General features: G+C 50.7%; 16 protein-coding genes. 1 reads left to right on the top strand and 15 read right to left on the bottom strand.

Annotated elements, in window-relative coordinates:
- Positions 1 to 5 precede the first annotated feature (5 nt).
- The 3 genes from xrtU to Pla22_RS01345 form a co-directional block, all read right to left on the bottom strand.
- On the bottom strand, positions 6 to 1,742 hold the full coding sequence (gene xrtU / locus Pla22_RS01355) for an exosortase U (protein ID WP_165440466.1): 1,737 nt from the start codon (positions 1,740 to 1,742) through the stop codon (positions 6 to 8).
- Between the two features lies 1 nt (position 1,743).
- Positions 1,744 to 3,117, bottom strand: a complete 1,374-nt coding sequence (locus Pla22_RS01350; protein WP_146512986.1) for a phenylacetate--CoA ligase family protein — start codon at positions 3,115 to 3,117, stop codon at positions 1,744 to 1,746.
- 81 nt (positions 3,118 to 3,198) lie between these two features.
- Positions 3,199 to 3,900, bottom strand: coding sequence for an FkbM family methyltransferase (locus tag Pla22_RS01345; RefSeq protein WP_165440465.1), 702 nt, complete (start codon positions 3,898 to 3,900; stop codon positions 3,199 to 3,201).
- Between the two features lie 292 nt (positions 3,901 to 4,192).
- Between Pla22_RS01345 and Pla22_RS01340 the strand changes: the two genes are divergently transcribed.
- A complete protein-coding gene (locus tag Pla22_RS01340; protein WP_146512984.1) occupies positions 4,193 to 5,398 on the top strand; it encodes a glycosyltransferase in 1,206 nt (401 codons plus the stop codon).
- A gap of 28 nt (positions 5,399 to 5,426) precedes the next feature.
- Here the strand turns inward: Pla22_RS01340 and Pla22_RS01335 are convergent, their stop codons facing one another.
- The 12 genes from Pla22_RS01335 to Pla22_RS01280 all read right to left on the bottom strand — a co-directional run bounded on the left by Pla22_RS01335 (position 5,427) and on the right by Pla22_RS01280 (position 19,553).
- The gene (locus tag Pla22_RS01335) at positions 5,427 to 6,167 is read right to left on the bottom strand and encodes a class I SAM-dependent methyltransferase (RefSeq protein WP_146512983.1); all 741 of its coding nucleotides are present in this window, start codon (positions 6,165 to 6,167) and stop codon (positions 5,427 to 5,429) included.
- 61 nt (positions 6,168 to 6,228) lie between these two features.
- Positions 6,229 to 7,431, bottom strand: coding sequence for a glycosyltransferase (locus Pla22_RS01330; protein WP_146512982.1), 1,203 nt, complete (start codon positions 7,429 to 7,431; stop codon positions 6,229 to 6,231).
- Positions 7,428 to 8,573, bottom strand: coding sequence for a polysaccharide pyruvyl transferase family protein (locus Pla22_RS01325; protein WP_146512981.1), 1,146 nt, complete (start codon positions 8,571 to 8,573; stop codon positions 7,428 to 7,430). The genes Pla22_RS01330 and Pla22_RS01325 overlap by 4 nt, the downstream gene beginning before the upstream one ends.
- Positions 8,570 to 9,415 carry a glycosyltransferase family 2 protein gene (locus tag Pla22_RS01320; RefSeq protein ID WP_146512980.1) on the bottom strand — a complete coding sequence of 282 codons (846 nt, stop codon included), beginning with the start codon at positions 9,413 to 9,415 and terminating at the stop codon, positions 8,570 to 8,572. Before Pla22_RS01320 ends, Pla22_RS01325 begins: the two co-directional genes overlap by 4 nt.
- Positions 9,412 to 10,047, bottom strand: a complete 636-nt coding sequence (locus Pla22_RS25615) for an LbetaH domain-containing protein (protein ID WP_242631732.1) — start codon at positions 10,045 to 10,047, stop codon at positions 9,412 to 9,414. Before Pla22_RS25615 ends, Pla22_RS01320 begins: the two co-directional genes overlap by 4 nt.
- On the bottom strand, positions 10,040 to 10,942 hold the full coding sequence (locus Pla22_RS01310) for a sulfotransferase domain-containing protein (protein ID WP_146512979.1): 903 nt from the start codon (positions 10,940 to 10,942) through the stop codon (positions 10,040 to 10,042). Before Pla22_RS01310 ends, Pla22_RS25615 begins: the two co-directional genes overlap by 8 nt.
- Positions 10,942 to 11,946 (bottom strand): sulfotransferase family protein, encoded by a 1,005-nt coding sequence (locus Pla22_RS01305; RefSeq protein ID WP_165440464.1) that lies wholly within the window; start codon positions 11,944 to 11,946, stop codon positions 10,942 to 10,944. The genes Pla22_RS01310 and Pla22_RS01305 overlap by 1 nt, the downstream gene beginning before the upstream one ends.
- Entirely contained in the window at positions 11,943 to 13,433 is a 1,491-nt protein-coding gene (locus Pla22_RS01300; RefSeq protein WP_146512977.1) for a lipopolysaccharide biosynthesis protein, read from the bottom strand. Before Pla22_RS01300 ends, Pla22_RS01305 begins: the two co-directional genes overlap by 4 nt.
- A 14-nt stretch (positions 13,434 to 13,447) precedes the next feature.
- Positions 13,448 to 14,272: a sulfotransferase domain-containing protein gene (locus Pla22_RS01295; protein ID WP_146512976.1), complete on the bottom strand. Its 825-nt coding sequence runs from the start codon at positions 14,270 to 14,272 to the stop codon at positions 13,448 to 13,450.
- A 70-nt stretch (positions 14,273 to 14,342) separates the two neighbouring features.
- Positions 14,343 to 15,797: a hypothetical protein gene (locus Pla22_RS01290; protein ID WP_146512975.1), complete on the bottom strand. Its 1,455-nt coding sequence runs from the start codon at positions 15,795 to 15,797 to the stop codon at positions 14,343 to 14,345.
- A gap of 31 nt (positions 15,798 to 15,828) precedes the next feature.
- Positions 15,829 to 18,573 (bottom strand): O-antigen ligase family protein, encoded by a 2,745-nt coding sequence (locus tag Pla22_RS01285; RefSeq protein WP_146512974.1) that lies wholly within the window; start codon positions 18,571 to 18,573, stop codon positions 15,829 to 15,831.
- Complete coding sequence (locus Pla22_RS01280; RefSeq protein ID WP_146512973.1) at positions 18,570 to 19,553, bottom strand: GDP-mannose 4,6-dehydratase; 984 nt, start codon at positions 19,551 to 19,553, stop codon at positions 18,570 to 18,572. The genes Pla22_RS01285 and Pla22_RS01280 overlap by 4 nt, the downstream gene beginning before the upstream one ends.
- Positions 19,554 to 19,623: the final 70 nt, after the last annotated feature.

Genomic DNA, 19,623 nt, shown 5'->3' with positions numbered 1-19,623 from the left:
ACGCCTTACAACGCAGTATTTGGATTTGCTTTGAGTTGACTATCAATATTTTCGAAAGACTCAAGATCACGCGATAAAAGATTGCCAGTCAACGTGTTTGAATCGCCTGAAAATGCCGTTCGTGCTGATTCTCGCAGTTGTTCGTACAGTCCTCGCAGTTTTGCTTTGTCTGCCTCTGAAAACTTGTTCGGGGACGTGGTCCATAGCTGTATTTGGTAAATGGTCCGCTCCCAAGGGTGACGCCCCTTCGACATTAATCGCTTTATAAATGCAGTGGTTTCGGCCGAGGGGACATCGACCGCATTGCCGTCTTCGGCAACAAAGCAAAACATCAAGTAGCCGTGTTCGCCCTGTTTATTGGTGAACTCTGCTGCATACGAGTCCCATGCGGTGTTCGCATCTGTGCCGTGGATTTCGTTCGCATTGCCTTTCAACGTTTGTTGATGCCCTACTTTCCACCCGCTGCTTCGATAGCAACCTGTTAGATCGTGCCAGTCGCCGAAGAATGGATAGTCAAATGAAAAAATTGCTTGGCGACCATAACCTCCATAGGCGTACGTTTTGGAGTACTCGCCGAAGGGATGATCCGTGTCACGATTGACCGAATCATAGGCGAGCATGTTCCATCCATCTGCTTGAGCCGGTAGGTCCGACTGCTTCAGTGCGTGCGCATTGCTGACGGCCAACCGTGGGGAGTCAAATCCTGCGGTAAGGATGTAGGTGTTGTATATCCCGAAAACAGCAATGAACACGGATGCACTCAGGAACGAACGCCTGAGCAAAAGTGGGCATATGACTGAACTTGGTCCTGCCGATCTTTTGTCTTTTACAGCAGGACTTGTTAAGTCGACTTGGGTGCGAATAGAGCCAGGATTGAAAGCATCCATCACTTGATCCAAAGCAATCACACTAATGATGCCTACGGCAAGTAGTAATAGTCCAATCACCTCATGAGGAAGACCGCTCGTCAGGTCAATTCCGTACTTTTGCAGCATCATCGCAATCGTAGACACACGAGCGACGTTTACCAAAAACGCAAAGAAGATGGCAGATAGACTCAGAATGACGAGGTGCCACCAGTGGCGTCGACGAAAAACTCCGTAGGAAAGTGCAAACGCTTGAAAGGAGATTAGTGAGGTGATGCCGCTGCAAGCTTCATCGACGAAGAGGCGTCGATCGGGTAACTCAAGCACGTTTCCACGCATCATGTGGTACACCGGAATTTGATCAAGCAAGTTGCTGCTGACCTTCGCACTTAGGCTTTGCAAACTCGAGATTAGGATTCGATCAATTTGCAAAGGAATTGGAATCGTAAACCAAAGCAAAAGCCAAATCGCAAACGCTCCTGGTAGGAAACCGGCCGCCCGCCGTTGTCCGATTAACCCGCCAATTAGAAAGATAAAGGAACACGTTCCTAGAACTGGTGACGCCAGAGCAACTGCCATAAAGAAAAAAATGCTTGCCGCCACGTACGAGGCGATGCGACAGAAGTTGGGTAGCAGCAATGACGTGCTTGTTGAGCGTTCGTAGTAACGCTGGTACACCATCCACCCGACAGCGACAAACATTACCGGGAAGTAGCTATAATGCGGCCTGCGATACATAAACCGAAAGTTGCCATAGAGAAAGGGACCGTAGGCAACTACCAATATGGCCGAAACAATCGACAGAAGGGCAATTGCTTTCACTTCACTCTTGCGGTCCTTTGTCCAGTGACCGCTTGTGGATTGAGGTAGTGACACGTTAGTAGGACTCCACATTGCTTGAGGCAGGGAGACGCTGGGGCCCTGTTAGTTCGCTAAACACATACTGAGTTTTTCCGCCCGTATGGCCATCCACTTTTTCGTGCGAGAAGATTAGCTTAACGCGATTTTGAATTTTATCCTCAAGGCGCTGACGAACCGTCTCAATGGTCGCTGCAGTTGATCGCGCCGGATCCTTAGTCTCGTATCGTACTGTGACGCTTCCGTCTTTTGCCTGGTAGACCTGGAAAGCGGAGATTTGATCTACGAAATCATCAAAAATCGTTGTCCAAAACTCGCCAGGTATTTGAGTTCCGTCGCTCATTTGAATGTTGTCTGAAGTACGTCCGCGGACGTAGTCCATCAATGGATAAGGGCGTCCGCACGGGCATGAACGATTCAACAGGCGGCCTCTATCTCCCAGCCGATATCTCAAAAGAGGAAACGCATAGTTGGTTAGGTCGGTAGCGACAATGTCGCCCATTTGATCCATTTTTGTAGAGGCTTCAAGCGGTTCCGTGAGTGAGCCAACTATCTCGACATGACGAACGTCCGAAGCAATGTGTAACCCTGATTGTTGATCGCACTCAGCCGCCAGGAAATAAAATTCGCAACTACCGTATTGAGTGTATACCGGGCATCCAAAGCTTTCGAACAGATCTTGTCGAACCGGTTCAGGCAGTGGGGCTGAAGTTGTCCAGATCACTTTTAGATCAGGGAACTTGATGTCCTTGGCAGCGACGTAGCGAGCAAATGCTTGAAGAGCCCCCACATACCCAATCACGTACCTGGCACGAGTTCGCTTGAGCGCCGACGCAAATTGACGCATGTTTTCGTCGGTCATGTCTAACGCCGAAAGATACGCTCGGCGGGTAGGCCAGATCGCTAGGTCGATCAATTTCTTCCGTAGTCCTTTAGGAATCGCGCGATAGACGTAACCGGCGTTCATTGTTGGATCCACACCCCACCACCGAAGCATCCGCCAAGATATAGCAGACATTGCGACATCGGGATCGCAGTACACTCGCAAGGGTTCACCGGTAGTTCCCCCTGTGGTGGCTTCGGGCATCTTGCGACCGGCGAATTTGGAACTGATGAACTCGTCAAACTGTTCGCGCAGGTGAGTCTTTTCGACAATCGGAAGCAATTCGAAATCATCGGGGCTTTTCAAATCACCCGCTTCAAAACCAACGTCTCGAAATGCACGTTGGTAAAACGGAACTGTGGTTGCACAATGCTTCACGAGCGCCTTGCGCTGCTGCCAGTTGTAATCCGCCAAGCGATCCTTCGACCATCCATCGACGGCACTAAGCTGCTTGTCAAACGCAACCGCCTTGGGGTGTACGAGTCGGTGCTTGAGTTGAGAAAGTGTCATCGATGTTTGAGAATCGGGAATGCGAGGTGAAAAGAGATTGCGCGACTATAATTCGCGTCGTCTCTGGCAAACAACAAGAGCCTAAACTTGAGTGTACTCAATTACTCCGTAGGGGCCCGACTTGGGATGATACGTGATCGCGAAACCAGCCTTCTTGAGATGGTCGGTAATGCTTTGATGGCCGTGCTGGTGATACTCGATTCCCATTCGCTTGATTCGCTTTAGTGTTTCGGGATCAGTGTTGAGAATCGCGTCGTATTCAGCACCCTCAATATCCATCTTCAGGAAATCGACTTGTTCTAGTTCTTCGGTATCTAGAAATGTCTTTAGCGACAACGCGGGGACCGTCACCTGAGTTGTCTGCGAAGGCGAGGCACCATTCTCTGAAATCTTACGGCTGTGACTGGGAATGTCAGGGCTCGCATCGAAACGCACTTCGCCATCGGCTCCCGAAACGGCAATGCCACGAGTAGCAATCGTATCGCTCAAGTTGTTTTCTGCGAGCGTGCTATCGAGCCGTTGAAGGTTCTCAGGAAAAGGTTCAACGGCGACGATCTTTGCCTCGGGGCTGCAGTGTTTGGCGAAGACTGCGAATACTCCGATGTTGGCTCCAAGGTCAACGATCGTTTTGTCTTCACGATAGACTCGGTACTCTTTGCCCAGCAATACAACCCATGCCGTCGTAAGATCCTCCCAGTCTTTCAGCGTGAACGTGTGCTTGCCACGATAGACCACGTCCATCGGGTACACATCGCCTGCCACTTGGAAGTACGCACGCGCCATCTTCAATGGTTTGTCAAACGCGCCGAAGCATCGTATGACCTCCGGAAAACGGTGGAATGACTTGAATAATCTTAAGATGCGCTGAGGAGTCATAACGTGAAGAATTGAGGAGTCATAACGTGAAGAATTGAGGAGTCATAACGTGAAGAGATAGAGAGTCGTGGTATGGAGTAGTGAGTAGGTGACCCGTGGAATATCATGGGCAACGAAAAGGTAACGTTGCTGAATCTTAAGTACCCACCCCGGCGAACCTAACGCTGCCAAAACCGTTTCACTGATCGAAGTAAGCTTCATGTCCACTCCGAACCAACAATCGAAATTGAATGTTGGCGTACTGACCGCCGCCGTTTCCCGCCGAGCGGGGGGGCTTTATTGGTCAGTCAGAGCGCTCACGCGAGGAACGAAGAGCTTTGATTGTAATGTCAGCGTTTTCTCTGTCACGGATCAATTTTCTGATGAGGATGCGGCGAATTGGCAAGATCTGAATTTGCATCTTTCTCAGCCATTGGGACCGCAAGCCTTCGGCTATGGCCGAGGTTGGAGCAAGGCAGTGATGGAAGCCGATTTGGATGTTGTGCATTCGCACGGACTGTGGATGTACAACTCCGTCATTGCGTCACGCTGGTCGCAGCGCGGTCGTCGGCCAACCGTGATATCACCGCGAGGAATGCTGGATCCTTGGGCTGCAAAAAACGCGAGCACCAAAAAGAAGGTCGCCTCGCTGTTCTTCGAGGGAGCCAATATGCGAAATGCAAGTTGCTTTCACGCGTTGGCCGATTCGGAATACCAATCAATCCGCCAATACGGATTGAACAATTCGGTTGCGATCATCCCCAATGGCATGGACTTGCCCGATTTGTCGCTGACTGTTTCCAAACCGGTTTGGGATGACGAAGTTCCTCAAGAAAAAAAGGTCTTGCTGTTCGTCGGAAGAATACATCCTAAGAAAGGACTCTCTGCATTCTTGCAAGGCTTGAAGGAACTGCAACGACGGCAGGCTTCATTGATCGACGACTGGATGGTGGTTATCGCCGGATGGAACCAGGGCGATCACTTGTCTGAACTCGAACGGGCCGTGGACGAACTTGGGCTATCAAACTTCGTTCGTTTTGTTGGCCCACAGTTTGATGATGAAAAGGTGGCGAGTTTGCGTCGTGCTGATGCGTTTTTTCTGACTTCTTTTAGCGAGGGACTGCCGATGGCGGTATTAGAAGCTTGGTCCTTCCAGTTGCCCGTACTGATGACACCATTCTGCAATTTACCGGAAGGGTTCGAGGCAGATGCGGCAATCGAGGTCCAACCCGAATCAAGCTCGATTTCGGCGGGCTTAGGCACGCTGTTTGAAATGTCCGACGCCCAGCGAGAGGCGATGGGACATTGCGGGCGAACGTTGGTAGACGAAAAGTTCTCTTGGCGAGATGCCGGAAAAAAGATGGCTGATGTCTATCGTTGGACGGTGTCGGGCGGGACGCCACCGGATTGCGTTCGATTGAAGTAAGCAAACTTGAATGCTCCCGCTAGCTCCTCTAGGCTTCTTCATTCAAACGACAAAATCCAAAGATGGATGCTTTGAGCATTCGCGGAGCAAATTTCTGGTGCAAGGTTCCTAGCCAATACGCTACCTTCGAAAATTCCAAGTATTGAGGATTCGGTTCGTAACCATAAATCGCTGTTTCAAATCCGCGGTTCCTCATTTCACGGCGAAGCTTGAAAGGTGTGTTGCTACGAAAGTAAGTGTCGAAGGTGTCTTCGCTCTTGCGTTTCGCTTGAACCTTCGTCACCACGTTTCCGTGCAATCGATTAGGGATCAGTCTCGCCCCGATTGCCACGTAGTTCCACTTGTTGGAAGTGCGAAAACAAAAGTAGCCACCCGGGCGCAGGACTCGTTTGACTTCATCAAAAAACTCACCCGGTTCGGCGAGGTGCTCAATCACATAATCTGCAATGACGAGGTCGCGACTAGACGACTCGACTGGCCAGCGTTTGTCATCAATCAGCCGGAATTCGTCGACATACGGATGCTCCACGCCGCAAGGGTCAACGTCAATGCCAAGCACATGCTTGACCTTGCCTCTAAGTGTGCAAAGGTTCTGGCGGAAAGCGACGGGATCATCCTGCACCGCGCCACGACCACAACCGGCGTCCAAGATTTCTGCATCAGGTGTCAGCAGACTTTGAATTCGCGAGAAGAAGAGAATGCTACCGTCGAGATCTGTGAATCCACCGAACTTAGATTCGGGATAGAAGTAATGAACGGGCCTGGTCATGTTTGTGAGCTGTGTAAGTGAAGAGGCGAAAAGAAGTTCGAAAAAATCCGGAACGGATCGGCTAGGCGCCTAACGCTTGCATGAGCGTTTGATGACTTCGGTCCCAGGTCAAATGTTCTTGCACCAATGTTCTTGCTTGCGAGGAGATATCAAGAAGACGCGATCGGTCATTCAAAAGATTCACTAGTTCGTCGCACCAGTGTTGGGCAGAACGACATTCGATGCCGTGTTTTCCATTGACGAAATCTGGAATGCCGCCAAAGGCGCCCATTCCGGTGCACGGAACTCCTGCTGCCATGGAGTCGGTGACTTTGTTGATTAAGCCTGTCAGCATCAACAGCGGTGCGATCGACACTGATACTCCTTTAAACGCATCTTCGAGGGTATCGACGAAACCCACCACTTCGACGCCATCAATCTTGCCGAGTGAACTACGATCAGCGTCCGAAATCTTCCCGCACAGCCTTATGGTTGCTTCGGGGATTCGCAACTTTACTTTGGGAAATACCTCACGGAGAAACCAGAGCATCAAGCCTCGTCGGTTGCCAAATAGTGATCCCAAATGCATCAGTACTGGTTTTTCGGGCGGTTGGTATTGAAGACTGAGTAAGTGTTCTTTGATCCCGTTGGGAACGACAAATAGTTTCGTTCGGTAGCTCTCGCCGCAATGCCGAACGACCGATTCTAAATCCCGCTGACTTTGCACCAATACTGCATCAAACTGATCCAGTAGTTTTCTTTCCACACGCCCCATCCAGGGATAGCGACTTCCACGAAGCAAATGTCGCAGTCGTTTGTCGAAAGCCAAGTAGTTTTTTCTCGCTAACAACAAGTCGCGGACAAATCGTTCGGTTACACAATCATTAAGGCAAAGAACTTGCTTCTCAATGTTCTTCCAAGAACGGGGATAGTGCTTGGACCATCCCGCCAGCCAAGCTGGGGACGTGTAAAGAACATCGTAATGTCCATCACGTATGTTGGGATCAAGCGAACTGAAATCAGGAATCGCGCGAGTGAAGTATGGCACCGCAGAGAAAACTTCGCGCGCCAGTCGCGTTGGACCGGAGGCTTGTTTTCCTTGAATAATTGAGTGAATCGATCGGAACGGATGCTCAGATTCAGGAATCTTCTTGGCCGGCAGGGTCGTGACGAGGTCGATGGGCCCAAGCTTCGCCATGCGACTCAGGTGCGAAGCAATCGGATACGTTACTCCGTCGCGTGGTGGGAACGGAAACTCATCGAGTACGGCTAATGTTGTTTTCATGCGGGCGTGGTTAGCTCAGAGGTGAGCTGTTGAAACATCTTTGATACGTCGGACTGAGCGTCATCGAGTAAGGCGTCGTCGACAACAGGAATCGGGTTGGCGAGTTGATCCCGAAGGGTCGTTTCAAGACGCTTCGCGTCGACATCGTCGGTCGAAAAGAAAACGGATGAGTCGATTGCAAGGTAGTTCGCCAGTTCGACCATCTTCTTCGCGTACGAGATAAGGATCGCTGGTCGTTTCGCCAGGCAGGAAAATACGAATGCGTGCATTCGATTGCATATCGCCGCGTCGCACTGCTTTAGAACGCTGATATAGTTCGTGATCGATCCATCGTAGCGATACTCTGAAATTTCTAGGCCGCCAATACTTTCAATCGAACTTCGTAGACGTTCTGACGCTGCTAGGTCGCCGCGAACAGGGTGGACGCAACTGACGATGATTTTAACGTGAAGCGGTTCTTGTGCATGCAGCGTCTTGATTGCATCGACAATCCCTTCGCGTTTTCGATCGTCAGTCTCGGTCGATCCGAATTCACTTTCGCGATCAGCTATCGAGATTGCAATCACTTTTCGATTGACAGGTTGGTCCGAGTTTGGCGCGGGAGTGGGGATTTCATAGAAGTGTCCCCAGCCGAGCACAATGTCTTTGCACCACTTTGTTTGATCCAGTCCTTGATCCCTTGCCCACACCAAAGATTGCTCGTCCCTCACGATGATACGATCGAACTTCGATAGCGTTCGAGCACACAATCTTTCATGTGTCGAATTGGGAAACGGCCCGAGCGAAACACCAATCGCCATCAGGTGGCTGTTGCGTTTCGGGTACGTCTTGAGTTGCCAGTCCAGCAAACGCCAGCGGTGTCGGTGAAAGATGGATCCTCCTCCAAACACCACGAGATCCGCCCCGCGATGCAATGAGCGATCCAGCAAGAATCGGTGCAAACGTCCCGGTGCTTGCTCGGGGAAGTTTGCGTCAAAGTGACATGTCTGCGAGGTCGCTTCCTTTGGCAAGAATCGCCGTGGGGCATTGATGGCAATTTCATCGTAATGAAGGTTGTGACTGAGCCAGCGTGCAAAGATAGCGCAAAACGCGTCATCACCTACGTTTTGTTTCCCGTGCCAACCTGTGATTGAAGCTTTCATAGAGTGTGGCGGACCTGACTGTCGCCTTCGCTTTCGAGACGCTTTAAGTACTTGGCTTCCATCACCTTGGCGTCGATCATCGTTTCGTAGAGATGTCGAAGCGAAGCGTACGACCTGCCCGCTTTACCATCCAAGAATCCAAGTCGGACGATCATGAGGTACCAGTACAAGATCGTAGGACGGCAGGGAATGCGATAGGCAAGGCGTTTCAATGCGCGTCGGCGTTCGTTGTGATCTTTCGAAAAGATTGGTTTCCAGTGAATGTCGCCAAGGACTTCTTCGAGTAGTTCTTGAGCTTCAAAGTCGCTATAGCGATTGTGCTTGTCAAACCATTGGTGCATTCCGTGACTGAAAGGTTTATGCAGAATGTGCCCGGCCAGTGCTTCGACGTTGCCATCGACGATGGCGATAGGATGCGCCAAGCGTTCATACTTGATCTTTTCAGGGCGAAAGTAGCGAACGAACCAAGTCGGATAAAACTGCGATCGCTTCAGCCATGTTCCCATCAAGTAATCTTTTCGGCGAACCTTGAATGCAGCAACGTTTGCTGCAGGCTCGACTTGCAATTCGCCCGTTAGCTCGTCGTCGAACGCTTCATCGGCGTCTAGATAGAACACCCACGGGTTCTTAAATTCGATGTTCTGTACGGCCCAGTTCTGATGAGCGCTCCAATTGTCAAACTTCCGCTGGACGACTCTTGCACCAAGATCCTGCGCAATCTCTGTGGTCCGATCTGAGCTGTAAGAGTCAAGCACGACAATGTCGTCTGACCATGCAACAGATTGGATGCACTGTTCAATGTTGATTTCCTCGTCTTTTGTCAAAATGAAGATTGACGTCATTCGCCGGTCTCTTTTCGGTTTGGCTCATTTTGGAGTTCACGAAGCTTTATGAACTTGGCTGGGTTTCCCGAGACGATGTTCCATGGTTCAACGTCCGACATCACGACCGCTCTAGCACCAACGATGGCGCCTTTGCCCACTGTGACGTTTGGGCCCACAAAGGCATCGGCGCAAATCCAACTGTCCTCGCCGATCGTAATCGGTAGTCGAAGCAAAGGAAGAGCGGGGTCGTTGTAGTCGTGTGAGCCTGCGCAAAGGTGAGCACGTTGTGATACGGTTGCACGACTTTGAATGGTCACCATTCCCAAGTTGTAAATCTCGGCATGTTCGCCGATGGTAGCGTAGTCGCCCATCTCTAACTTCCACGGATAGAAGATTCGGGCACTGTTGTAGATGTGGACGTTCTTTCCAATCTTGGCACCAAGACACCTAAGGATGAATCGCCGCCAACCAAAAAGGATTCGAGGACTGCAGCGAAAGATCGGGTAAACGAGTCCCCACATGATGCGCGCCGCGATCTCACCACCGGCATACTTGCGAGCCTTGCGATTGGCTTGAGCATCAAGTTGAGCTCCAGAAACGTCAGACGCAACATCGGCCGATTCCGTTGCGATGGTGTGCCGCTCACTCATTTTCTTGATCTGATGTGGTGTCGTTAGAAAAGGTCAGCCCTTGCTCGCGGCACCACTGATACTCACCTTGAAAGTGTTTGGTCAAGCGATTCTGGATGGCACTAAGGTTGGAATCCGGTTTGCCCTTTTGATAGGCCCCTTGGTTAAAAACCTTGTTGTTGCGAATGCCGTGATGATCAATGCCAAGGAATGATTCAACCTCGTGAAAGACGTCCTCGGATCGACTCCAGAAATCTTCAGCCTGGATTAACAGTAATTGTTCGGGGGCAAATAGTTTCTTCCAGTTTTCAATCTGTAGCGAGTACATGCTGCGGATCAGGTACGACGCTTTAGGCTCACGATAGGGGCGACTCGGGTCCGCGTCGGGGCGTGCCGCATCCTGCCATGTTGCTATGTCCTTGTCGAAGTCATGAAATGCATCTTCGATTGCCTGGTCAATCGTTCGTTCTTCTAAGCCCCACTTTCTCCGATGATGATAGTGCGAGATGGTTCGTTTAACCGGATCTCTAAGGACAGCGATCAACTTGAATTTAGGATTCTGGAGTTTCGCTTCAGCAGGGGCTTGCGGCATGTAAGCGTACATCGTGCTTGCTTCACCAATCGCAATCGTTTTAGATCGCCGCATCGGAAAGTGAGACCTGTACCAAGCGAGGTCCTGGCCCGTGTCGCAACCGAAGTAGTCAATTTCCTTGCGATGAGAAACCTGAACTTGGGGATGAAGAGCCAAATGGCTGTACAGCGACGTTGTCGAGCACTTTTGAAAACCAATCACAAGGAAGGACGGCAGCGGTCGCCAGTAGCTAGTGGCTCGAAGGCCCATTTGAACCATTGATCGCACCGGACCAGGAATCCGCCCAGGATGGTTAAGTTTCCAATCGGTAAGGGCTTTACTCATCAATTCCGCTCCATGACTTTACCGAACAGGCGATAGGTGAGGCGGTTGTAGGTTCGTGATTTGGAAAGCAATAGCGATGGTCGAGAGAGGGCCTTCATTTTGGACTTCCAGCGCCGCATCGCTTTTCGGGCGGTAGACTCGCACTGAGGACCTTCGTCTTCATGAGCCGCGTAGCCCCAGTGGGACATCTCGTCGGCAATCTGACACCGGATGACTCGCTTTTGTTCAAGCGACAAATGGGTTTTCCATTTGTCGATGCTCTGCGGGTTCAATGCGTTAAACGCCTTTTGGAAGTGATCCTTGGCCCAGCCTTCACCACGATCACCGACCGCGTAATTTCCATCCCGGCTTGTCTTCGCAATGGCGGGATCGAGTTCTATGTCAAGGAACGTGGCCACTCGTGGAATCTCGCGTTCAAATTGCAACACCAAGTCTTCATAGCGAACAATGCAAATGCAATTCTCATGGGAGCGTTCGCTAAGGATTCTGGAGTATCGCTTCCAACGTATCGCTGAATCCAAAACGTGATTGGATCCGAACTCTGAATTGATTGTCGATGCCGCAACCGCGTAAGGGTCGCGGACCATACACACAATCTTAGCATCCGGATACAACTCGATGATCTTCTCGATGCTTTGAAATTGTCCGGGGGTTTTCTCGCCTACTCGCGACTTAGCGAACTTGTCGGCGTAGTGAGTCAGCACTGTCGAGAACACAGATTGAAAGCTTTGGACATCGCTGTTGATAAGTTGGTCTCGAATGGGTTGAGCGTCCAGTTCCAGGTAGCGGAAACGTTTTGACGCAAGAAATTGGTCGACGAAGAACGTGTAGCTATTCCTGTCGGAAAGGTCCAAGAAATCATACTTTTGCATCCAGTAGTTGAAGAACCATATTTCTGGAGCAATGCAAATGGTTGGTGAAGACGACAACAGCGTGCTCATCACTGTCGTGCCCGATCTAGGGACTCCAACAACAAAGACTGGGCGGTCAAGAATGGGGGTCATGCGTCCGGCTGCCTCTTGGCGGTACGGCCAGAAAATTTTTTGCGAACCTGCCGTATCAATGCAGCGATGATCGGTTCCTTGGTCACTATTGCACCGATCAGGTAGATCGCGATGAAGACGATCTGGCAGGAAATGAGAACCAGCAGTCGCTGTTGAGACTGCCACAGCGAAGCGTACAGCCACGAAGTCATCACGTAGGCCGCGAGTGCCGAAATGAAAATCTTCGAATGCGCGGCGATGAATGACCGAAGGCTGAACTGAAGGATTTGGCAACTGCATGTGGCTGTCGCGGCAAACGACAAAATGATGCTGAGTAAGAGCCAGTAGGCGACTGCCTGGATTCCGTTTTGGACTAAGAAGAAGTAACCAACAATCATCAAGGTGCGAGATACCAGGTTGATCTTCAGAAGCGTGCCATTTCGATTGTGGGACATGAACACACTTGAGTGAATGGTTCGCATCGAGATAAACAAACCGATAAAGGCAAACACTCGTAACGGTTCAACGATCGGTTCCCATTCCTTACCCAATAAGATCAAAACGAAATCTCTTGCCGCGATCGACAGGTATAGGAAGATTGGCAAGTTCACTGCCAGCACCGTTTGCGATACCGATGTGAACATTTTGGACACGTAGTGGTTGTCCTTTTGCATTTTGGAAAACGCCGGGAACATGACACTCACAAACGTATTTGAAAAATTTGTCACTGGGATCAGCACTAGGCTATACGCTTGGTTGTAGAAGCCGAGTTGTATTTCGCCCAAGTACCGGCCAATGAAAACCTTGTCGATGTTGCGAGCCCAGTAGTTCAAGCTGTTGTTGCCCAGCATCGACAGCCCGAATTTGGAAAGAGACTTCAGCGATTCCAACGAGAACGCAAACGTGGGTCTCCAAGATCCAGGTTGAAGCCAGTAGATCAGCGATGACATGATCGGAGTGGCGAGGTAGAACACCACGAGCGACCATACGCCCCATCCAAGGACGGCAGCACCACACGCGAGCAAACCGCTAACGCTAACGCTAACGACTTCGATGATCGAAATCGTCCGGAAATCGAGATTCTTTCGAAGGAGAACTCTTTGGAGTGAGGTCAGACCATAGAACACATAAAGCGGGGCCATGGTCATCGCGATCGGCGTTAACGCAGGAGCATTGTAAAACGACGCGATCCACGGAGACGCCAACATCAGGCCACAAGATACGACTACGCAGATCGCGAGATTAAGCCAAAATACGCTGGAATAATCTCGTTGGGTTGCGTCCTGCTTTTGAATCAGCGCGTTGGTGAAGCCGAAGTCGATCAGGATCTGAGAGAAGCCAGTAAACACGACAAACATGTTCACCAGCCCAAATTCGGCAGGCCCAATAAAGAATCTCGCCAGCACAATCAGTGTCGCTAATCTGGCAAACTGAACTCCAAATTGGCTCACGAAGCTCCAGCCGAATCCTCGGATTGTGTCGCGTCGAACTTTGTCTTGAGGCTTCATCAATAGACGAGACTTTAGGAGCCTGTCTCCGCCAGTTCTTGCCACCAGTTGGTTTGAGTTTCGTAACCTAGGTCACGCAAGGTCTGTCCCGCGTAGGTTTCGAACCGCTTGCGGCTTTCCTCGCAAAAGTGATTCTTCCAATCTCCAGCGATCCCTTTTCGGATGAACGAGGACGTGTCCTCCTGGCCTGGTTGACGACCCGTTTGTTTGGCGAAGCTGAATTGGTCGATCGCTTTCCGTAGTTTGTCTGCGTCGATGTGGTCTTGTCCGGTGCAAAACTTAACTGCCCGCTCCAGCACAGCTTCGGGAGAGACGAGTAGATCTTCGTACTTGACGTAACAAACGTCATCGTGACCCCACCAACGATCCACATGCTGTGCCCATGTGCTTTTGACACCAATCGGGCTTTGTATCCAGCGATCCACAAATTCGGGCTTAAAGCAAACCTGTCCTTCTGCATCTCGTGAGAGTTCGTCCCAATCGGGGATCCGTGAATAGACGTACTTCAACAGTGCAGGCTTCTTACCTTCCGTGACGCGAACTAAGTGAAAGAACATCGAAACACACAAGTCGCGTCCATCACGTAGCACATAGATGGGCCGTTGGTAGCGACTGGAATATCCCCAATGGTTATGAATCACACATTCTCGAAACGAGGGGGTGTACGTCATCTTTGGCAGTGGCACGTCCAAGTATGCGGCAAGCATTTGCGAAAACCACGTGCCACCGGATTTCGGGTATTCGGACACAATGTGCAGGGGAACTCGGCCGCCAACCGTCATCGCGACGGCTTGTTTACTTCGCGTCCCGAGACGCAGCATCAGGTGCAATAAGCTCATGCGTGAACCTCGTACCCGTCATGAGCAAGTTGTGAATAAATAATCATTGGACACAGTTTATAAAAGATGATCATCGAGCTAACCGAGGACTGAGGTGAACGGCAGACTCTGGTTTGGAAAAGTTTTTCTCGCGAGGAGAGAATCGAGCAAGCAAATAAGCCAAGCCCACAATATGAACGATCTGAACAATGCAGATCGATAGTTGATGGTCAAAGGCACCCGACATGATGATCCGTGTGGTCGCAAACAAGAACACGTACTGAATCGTTGTGCGGATATCGGGATCTCTAATCTGACAGATTTGACTGAACAATAGCGTGGTTAATAGACCGTAGAGAAATATCGAGATCAGGGAATACCTACCGAACATCAATTTGAGCGTCGGGAATAGACCTAGGGATGCGCCAAATCCCTCAGGTTTATTGAAGTAGTAAATAGCTACGGCTTTTGAAATGGTCATCGACCGTGGACTGACGCCGGGAATGAGTCGTCCGACCAAATTGAAGGCGACATTGAAAGGATTGAAGGAGTTCATCGCGCCGGTGGGGCTCTGGATTTGGGCAATGCGCACCGCATCAAACGCGCTGGCCCGTTTAGACACCATCAACAAGCCATCCTTAAGTTCGGAACCGATTTCCAAGCGATCCCATCCCCTTGCAACGCCAGTGCTCAAGTTAGATTGCTTTCGTGTCGCCCACCGCATCGTTGACGCGGTCACGATGCTAGCGCCAACAATTAGGATCGTCGGGAGAACGATCATCACCAATCGACCTCGCTTAATCGGCATGTCGCGAAACCGTGTTAGGAAGATCGTTGCGACGGAGAAGACGAGCATCAATACGCCACCTTTGGATCCGAACAAGATCGTAAGCAACGCGTTAAGAATTAAGAATCCGCCCGCTAGATAGACCAAGTTTCTGTGAACGCTTTTGCGATAAACGACAACTATCAAGGTGCAAAAGCCAACGCAAGTCATTTCAGGAATCAACTGTGTCAAGAACTGAAGGTGAGTTGCTTTGTTCTCGATCAGCTTAACACCCACTCCAAAAAACACCGCGAGAATGGTCCGGGAAAGCAGCACGGCGTAGGACAAGAGCACGATCAAGTGAGCTTGCTTCACCACAAAGCTCTGACGGGCTGCTTGATCGGTGGCCGGAGGCAAAGATCGAATCCTGGCACCACCCATCACAGGCAAAAAGAATCCTAAGATACAGCACGCCATCGGCGCGACGATGGAGTACGCCGTGTCGGAGAGCATAGTTTCTGTTAACGTTTCTCGAGACGAAAACCCGTAGTCTTCAGGGATGAAGGCCAGGACCGGTATCCTTGATAAATAAGTAAGGAAGAACGAGCCACAAATGAACAAGACATATCCTTTCCACTCGCGTGCCTTGCCGAGCAAAAGGATTGGTAGCGTGATTGCGGCACTGCCTGCGACAAACGGGATGGCGATGTCGATGTTCTTGATCGCAAGTGCTAGGCTCAGTACGAACAAGAGCGTCAAAAAAATAGTGGAGATTTTCATCGTCTAGGTTTTCGCTTCCGCTGGCACAGTATTACTCATCGTTTGCCATTTCGCTGATAATAGCGTTGAAACGGTCGTCGCCCGGGATCGCTTGACGCCCCATTCTGGCTTGAATTCTGGCATCGTTTCGACGCCCTACTCTGTCGAGACGACGGATATACCTCAGTCGCAATGCCACATCGTCCGCACTCAGTCGTATCGACTTTTCATACTCTTCGAATGCACGGTCGAATTCACCCAATGCGAAGGCAATGTCGGCAGATAAAGAATGGCATCTAGATGCTTCTCGCGAACTTGAGCACTCTTGGCATGAAACTCCATCGAGCGTTTGCGGCAAGACATCCCAATACAACTTGTCTGGACGAGTAAGGATGCTGCGAGCAGCCAATCGCATGGCAATTGGATTTGAGGGAAGGATAGCGTCAAAGTTTTTAAGTCCGTAATCTGCCGCCAATTCAATCACTTCGTCGGTAAGATCGGGTGATAGCTCCAGTACCGTTTTCCATAGGTCGGCAGCAGCGTCGAGCCTCGCGTCGCTGGCTGCGAACTCACCTAGAACAATCAATACATCAGGATTGCTTTTATGGAATTCACTCAGTTGTTCTATAACCGCTTTGGTGCGTTCTAAGTCGCCATCAACGAAATCCAGGTAAAGAAGTGCCGAGCGAGGCTTAGGGTCTAGCGGACGCATTGCCAGAACTTGAAAGCACGTTTCAAGTGGTTGTCGGTACTGCTCCTTCGAATCTGCAATACGTAGAGGAGCTAAGGATGGATCTATGGGATGTGCTTCACTGTCGCGATTGAGTAGTCGACGCTGGAGAGGTGACGTCGCGTCGTAGTACAGTTCCGCCTCCAGGATCGTTGAGGGCTTCGCATTCGCGACTTCTGTGAGTCGAGCGAGTTGTCGTTGGACATCGCTATACGCGTTAAGTAAATCAGGCGTAGGTAGAGCATTCGCAATGAGGCCCATTTCTTGGTTGAACTCGTTTATTACGTTATTGCGGGTTCTAAGAGTGCTCAGATTGACTTCCGCGTCTCTGCTCCATCGTTCGGCGATAGCGTCTTGTCGCATCCTCGGCAACCATGTCGATAATGCGATTAGGATTGCGATCGGGGCAATCAGAGATGCAGACCGTACAACGACCGAAATCGCACGTCTACGCATGTGAGATTGCTTCACCGCACTGGCGTCTTTCTCCGCGGAAGGCAACTCTACCTCTGTTTTTGAGGTGAATTTGGACGTTGTTTCGATCTCCGATGCTCTCGCTGTGATTGTTCCAAGCATGAGAGTTAGCAAGAAGAGATTAGCGGGAATCGCTAGGCCGAAGTCGAAGAATTGCGAGAACAGTAACGCCCCGATGCAGTACCACCCCATCGCCCGGACGCCATGGTCAAGAGAGTCATGCGAACTGGCCAACCGCTGAAGTTTAGTCATCAATAAAACGAACATGCTGATGACTAGGATAATTCCAACAACGCCTTGTTCGACCAAAAGCTCGAGCCACAGATTGTCAGCGTGGGTAGACCAAGCAGACAAACCGGTCGACTGTCTAAACGGCAAGTGTGCATAGGCGTAGGAACCCAGTCCGGATCCTGCGGGGAAGTACCCTAAGGCAGAGTTCCAAGCTTCAGGCCAATGCAAGAATCGGCCGTCTGTCAGAAGCGTACTTGAGTCTTTGTTGAAGAATTCAAAACGCTTGATGCTACTGAGCTTCAGTTGCATTGGGACTACAAGAATCCCAACCGCAACGACAATCACAGTGCCGACGACAGGAATGCTAACGAAGCCTCGGCGTTTGCGAACCCAGCCCATGGCCAATAGGCATCCCACCAGTGTCGCGGCAATGCCGCCCCGTGATCCACATGCCAATAGTCCCACTAAGCACAAGATTGTGCTACCGATAGCGATCGCGGATTCTCGTTCGCTCACGAGCGAAAAAACATCGTTAAGCTCAAATTGAGAGTCGTCAACCTCTTGCCCGGTAAGCGCCATCAGACGCCATGAAAGCAAGCCCAGGCTCGCTGCAAGCGAGAGGTTCAAGAACAACGCTGCATTGTTTCGATTGACGAACGTTCCAAACGGTATGCCAGCATCCGTTTCAGTAAAGTCGAAAAAAGTTGCATGTGGAAATGTCATCCTCGCGATTCCAAACAACGCTAGTGCGGCACCGGATAGCGAAACGGCTGAAAGCATGAAGATGGTACGCTGGCGCGTATGGAAAATTGTTGCCGATGACCAACCGACTGCGATCACCATCATCATGATCGCCAATGAATGGCGTGAAGAATGGGGGTCTACTGAAATAGGAAATTGACTCGGCAGGCTTGCCGCTGGGATTAGGGGAGCGATCCACTGTGTGTACGCAGCGTGCGATGCGGGACTAAACGCTTCAACGAAAGAAGCAGGAAAAGATACGGTTTGAACGTAGCCATAAATCACCCATCCCACCAACGGGATCAATAAAACATGCTGTCGAAGATTTGAAGAACGTTGTTCGCCCAGCATCGATACTGCTGTGACAGAAACGATCAGGAGTACCGCTTGAAATGCGAGATACTGAGTCCAGTGAAGCACTCCCCCAAAGTCGGTCAATAATGCAATGGGCAATAATACGAGCAATGCTGTTGCGAACCACGCTGAGATAGTTTGAACGTTTCGAAGTCGGGTGATCAGCCAACTCGAACGCCCCCTATTCGATGACTTACTGCTGGCGAAAGCACGCGGTGATTCTGCAGCTAGTTGGGATTTATCCGACATGTCCGCAGGATCGCTCATAGACTGGATATCCGTAGTAAGTCAGCGTTTACCATCAGGTGTGCCAATTCATTCAATTGGGTTTGCGGTGTCCAGCCCAGAATGGAGCGTGCTTTGTGGGCGTCGCCAACCAATTGGGATACTTCAGATGGACGCATGTAGCGAGCGTCTTGGACGACATGATCACGCCAATTGAGGTCGACGCACTCAAACGCCGCGTTAAGAAACTCTTCAATGCTGTGGCTCGTACCGGTAGCGAGAATGTAGTCATCGGCCGTTGGTTGTTGCAACATTCGCCACATGCCCTCAACGTACTCAGGAGCATAGCCCCAGTCACGAGTAGAATCGAGTGAGCCAAGCTTCAATTTTTCCGTCGACCCTGACGCGATTGCTGCCGCGGCCCGCGTGATCTTTCGGGTGACGAAAGATTCGCCACGACGAGGAGACTCATGATTGTAACAAATTGCGTTGCAAGCGAACAAATCAAACGATTCTCGGTAGAGCGACACCATCTGTGTTGCGAACGCTTTGGCAATTCCGTAGGGGGTTACCGGTCTCATGGGTGTGCGTTCGTTCTGAAGTGAATGGTCAGGTCGACCGAATACCTCACTGCTGCTGATATGAACAAGCCGAGGACGTTTCTCTAGGTCTCGCAGTATTTCCAGCAACTTCAATGTACCCATCGCTGTGAACTGACACGTCGTTTCAGGAATGTCAAAGCTGGCTCCCACATGGCTCTGCCCGGCTAAGTGGTACACTTCGTCGGCCTGGCAGCGTATCAGGATGCGACGAATCGTGGTCGCATCGTCAAGTTCAGCATAGTGCAAGAACAATCGTTCTTCGTACGTAGACTTGTCGGCAAACAGGCTATCCAATCTCACGCGAGCCGTATTGCTGCTTCGGCGAACGAGTCCATGCACCGTGTAGCCCTTCTCAAGCAGTAGTTCGCTCAAGTAGGACCCGTCTTGACCGGTGATGCCGGTGATTAACGCAGTTGGCATGGAATGTCCTGCATGGAAACTGCAGTGGGTGTAGGCCTAAAGTCAAATCCAGCCATTGCTAATGATCCAA

The organism is Rubripirellula amarantea, assembly GCF_007859865.1.
Lineage (GTDB): Bacteria > Planctomycetota > Planctomycetia > Pirellulales > Pirellulaceae > Rubripirellula > Rubripirellula amarantea.
Note: the sequence above shows the minus strand (reverse complement) of the source record. Positions and strands in the feature narration are given on the sequence as shown.

What these genes read in the sequence shown, in the direction of transcription:
- Pla22_RS01280 (WP_146512973.1), bottom strand. Translation starts at nt 19,553, where the DNA reads ATGCCAACTGCGTTAATCACCGGCATCACCGGTCAAGACGGGTCCTAC.
- Pla22_RS01310 (WP_146512979.1), bottom strand. Translation starts at nt 10,942, where the DNA reads ATGAGTAAAGCCCTTACCGATTGGAAACTTAACCATCCTGGGCGGATT.
- Pla22_RS01305 (WP_165440464.1), bottom strand. Translation starts at nt 11,946, where the DNA reads ATGACCCCCATTCTTGACCGCCCAGTCTTTGTTGTTGGAGTCCCTAGA.
- Pla22_RS01350 (WP_146512986.1), bottom strand. Translation starts at nt 3,117, where the DNA reads ATGACACTTTCTCAACTCAAGCACCGACTCGTACACCCCAAGGCGGTT.
- Pla22_RS01300 (WP_146512977.1), bottom strand. Translation starts at nt 13,433, where the DNA reads ATGAAGCCTCAAGACAAAGTTCGACGCGACACAATCCGAGGATTCGGC.
- Pla22_RS01320 (WP_146512980.1), bottom strand. Translation starts at nt 9,415, where the DNA reads ATGACGTCAATCTTCATTTTGACAAAAGACGAGGAAATCAACATTGAA.
- Pla22_RS01335 (WP_146512983.1), bottom strand. Translation starts at nt 6,167, where the DNA reads ATGACCAGGCCCGTTCATTACTTCTATCCCGAATCTAAGTTCGGTGGA.
- Pla22_RS01330 (WP_146512982.1), bottom strand. Translation starts at nt 7,431, where the DNA reads ATGAAAACAACATTAGCCGTACTCGATGAGTTTCCGTTCCCACCACGC.
- Pla22_RS25615 (WP_242631732.1), bottom strand. Translation starts at nt 10,047, where the DNA reads ATGAGTGAGCGGCACACCATCGCAACGGAATCGGCCGATGTTGCGTCT.
- Pla22_RS01285 (WP_146512974.1), bottom strand. Translation starts at nt 18,573, where the DNA reads ATGAGCGATCCTGCGGACATGTCGGATAAATCCCAACTAGCTGCAGAA.
- Pla22_RS01340 (WP_146512984.1), top strand. Translation starts at nt 4,193, where the DNA reads ATGTCCACTCCGAACCAACAATCGAAATTGAATGTTGGCGTACTGACC.
- Pla22_RS01295 (WP_146512976.1), bottom strand. Translation starts at nt 14,272, where the DNA reads ATGAGCTTATTGCACCTGATGCTGCGTCTCGGGACGCGAAGTAAACAA.
- Pla22_RS01345 (WP_165440465.1), bottom strand. Translation starts at nt 3,900, where the DNA reads ATGGCGCGTGCGTACTTCCAAGTGGCAGGCGATGTGTACCCGATGGAC.
- Pla22_RS01325 (WP_146512981.1), bottom strand. Translation starts at nt 8,573, where the DNA reads ATGAAAGCTTCAATCACAGGTTGGCACGGGAAACAAAACGTAGGTGAT.
- Pla22_RS01290 (WP_146512975.1), bottom strand. Translation starts at nt 15,797, where the DNA reads ATGAAAATCTCCACTATTTTTTTGACGCTCTTGTTCGTACTGAGCCTA.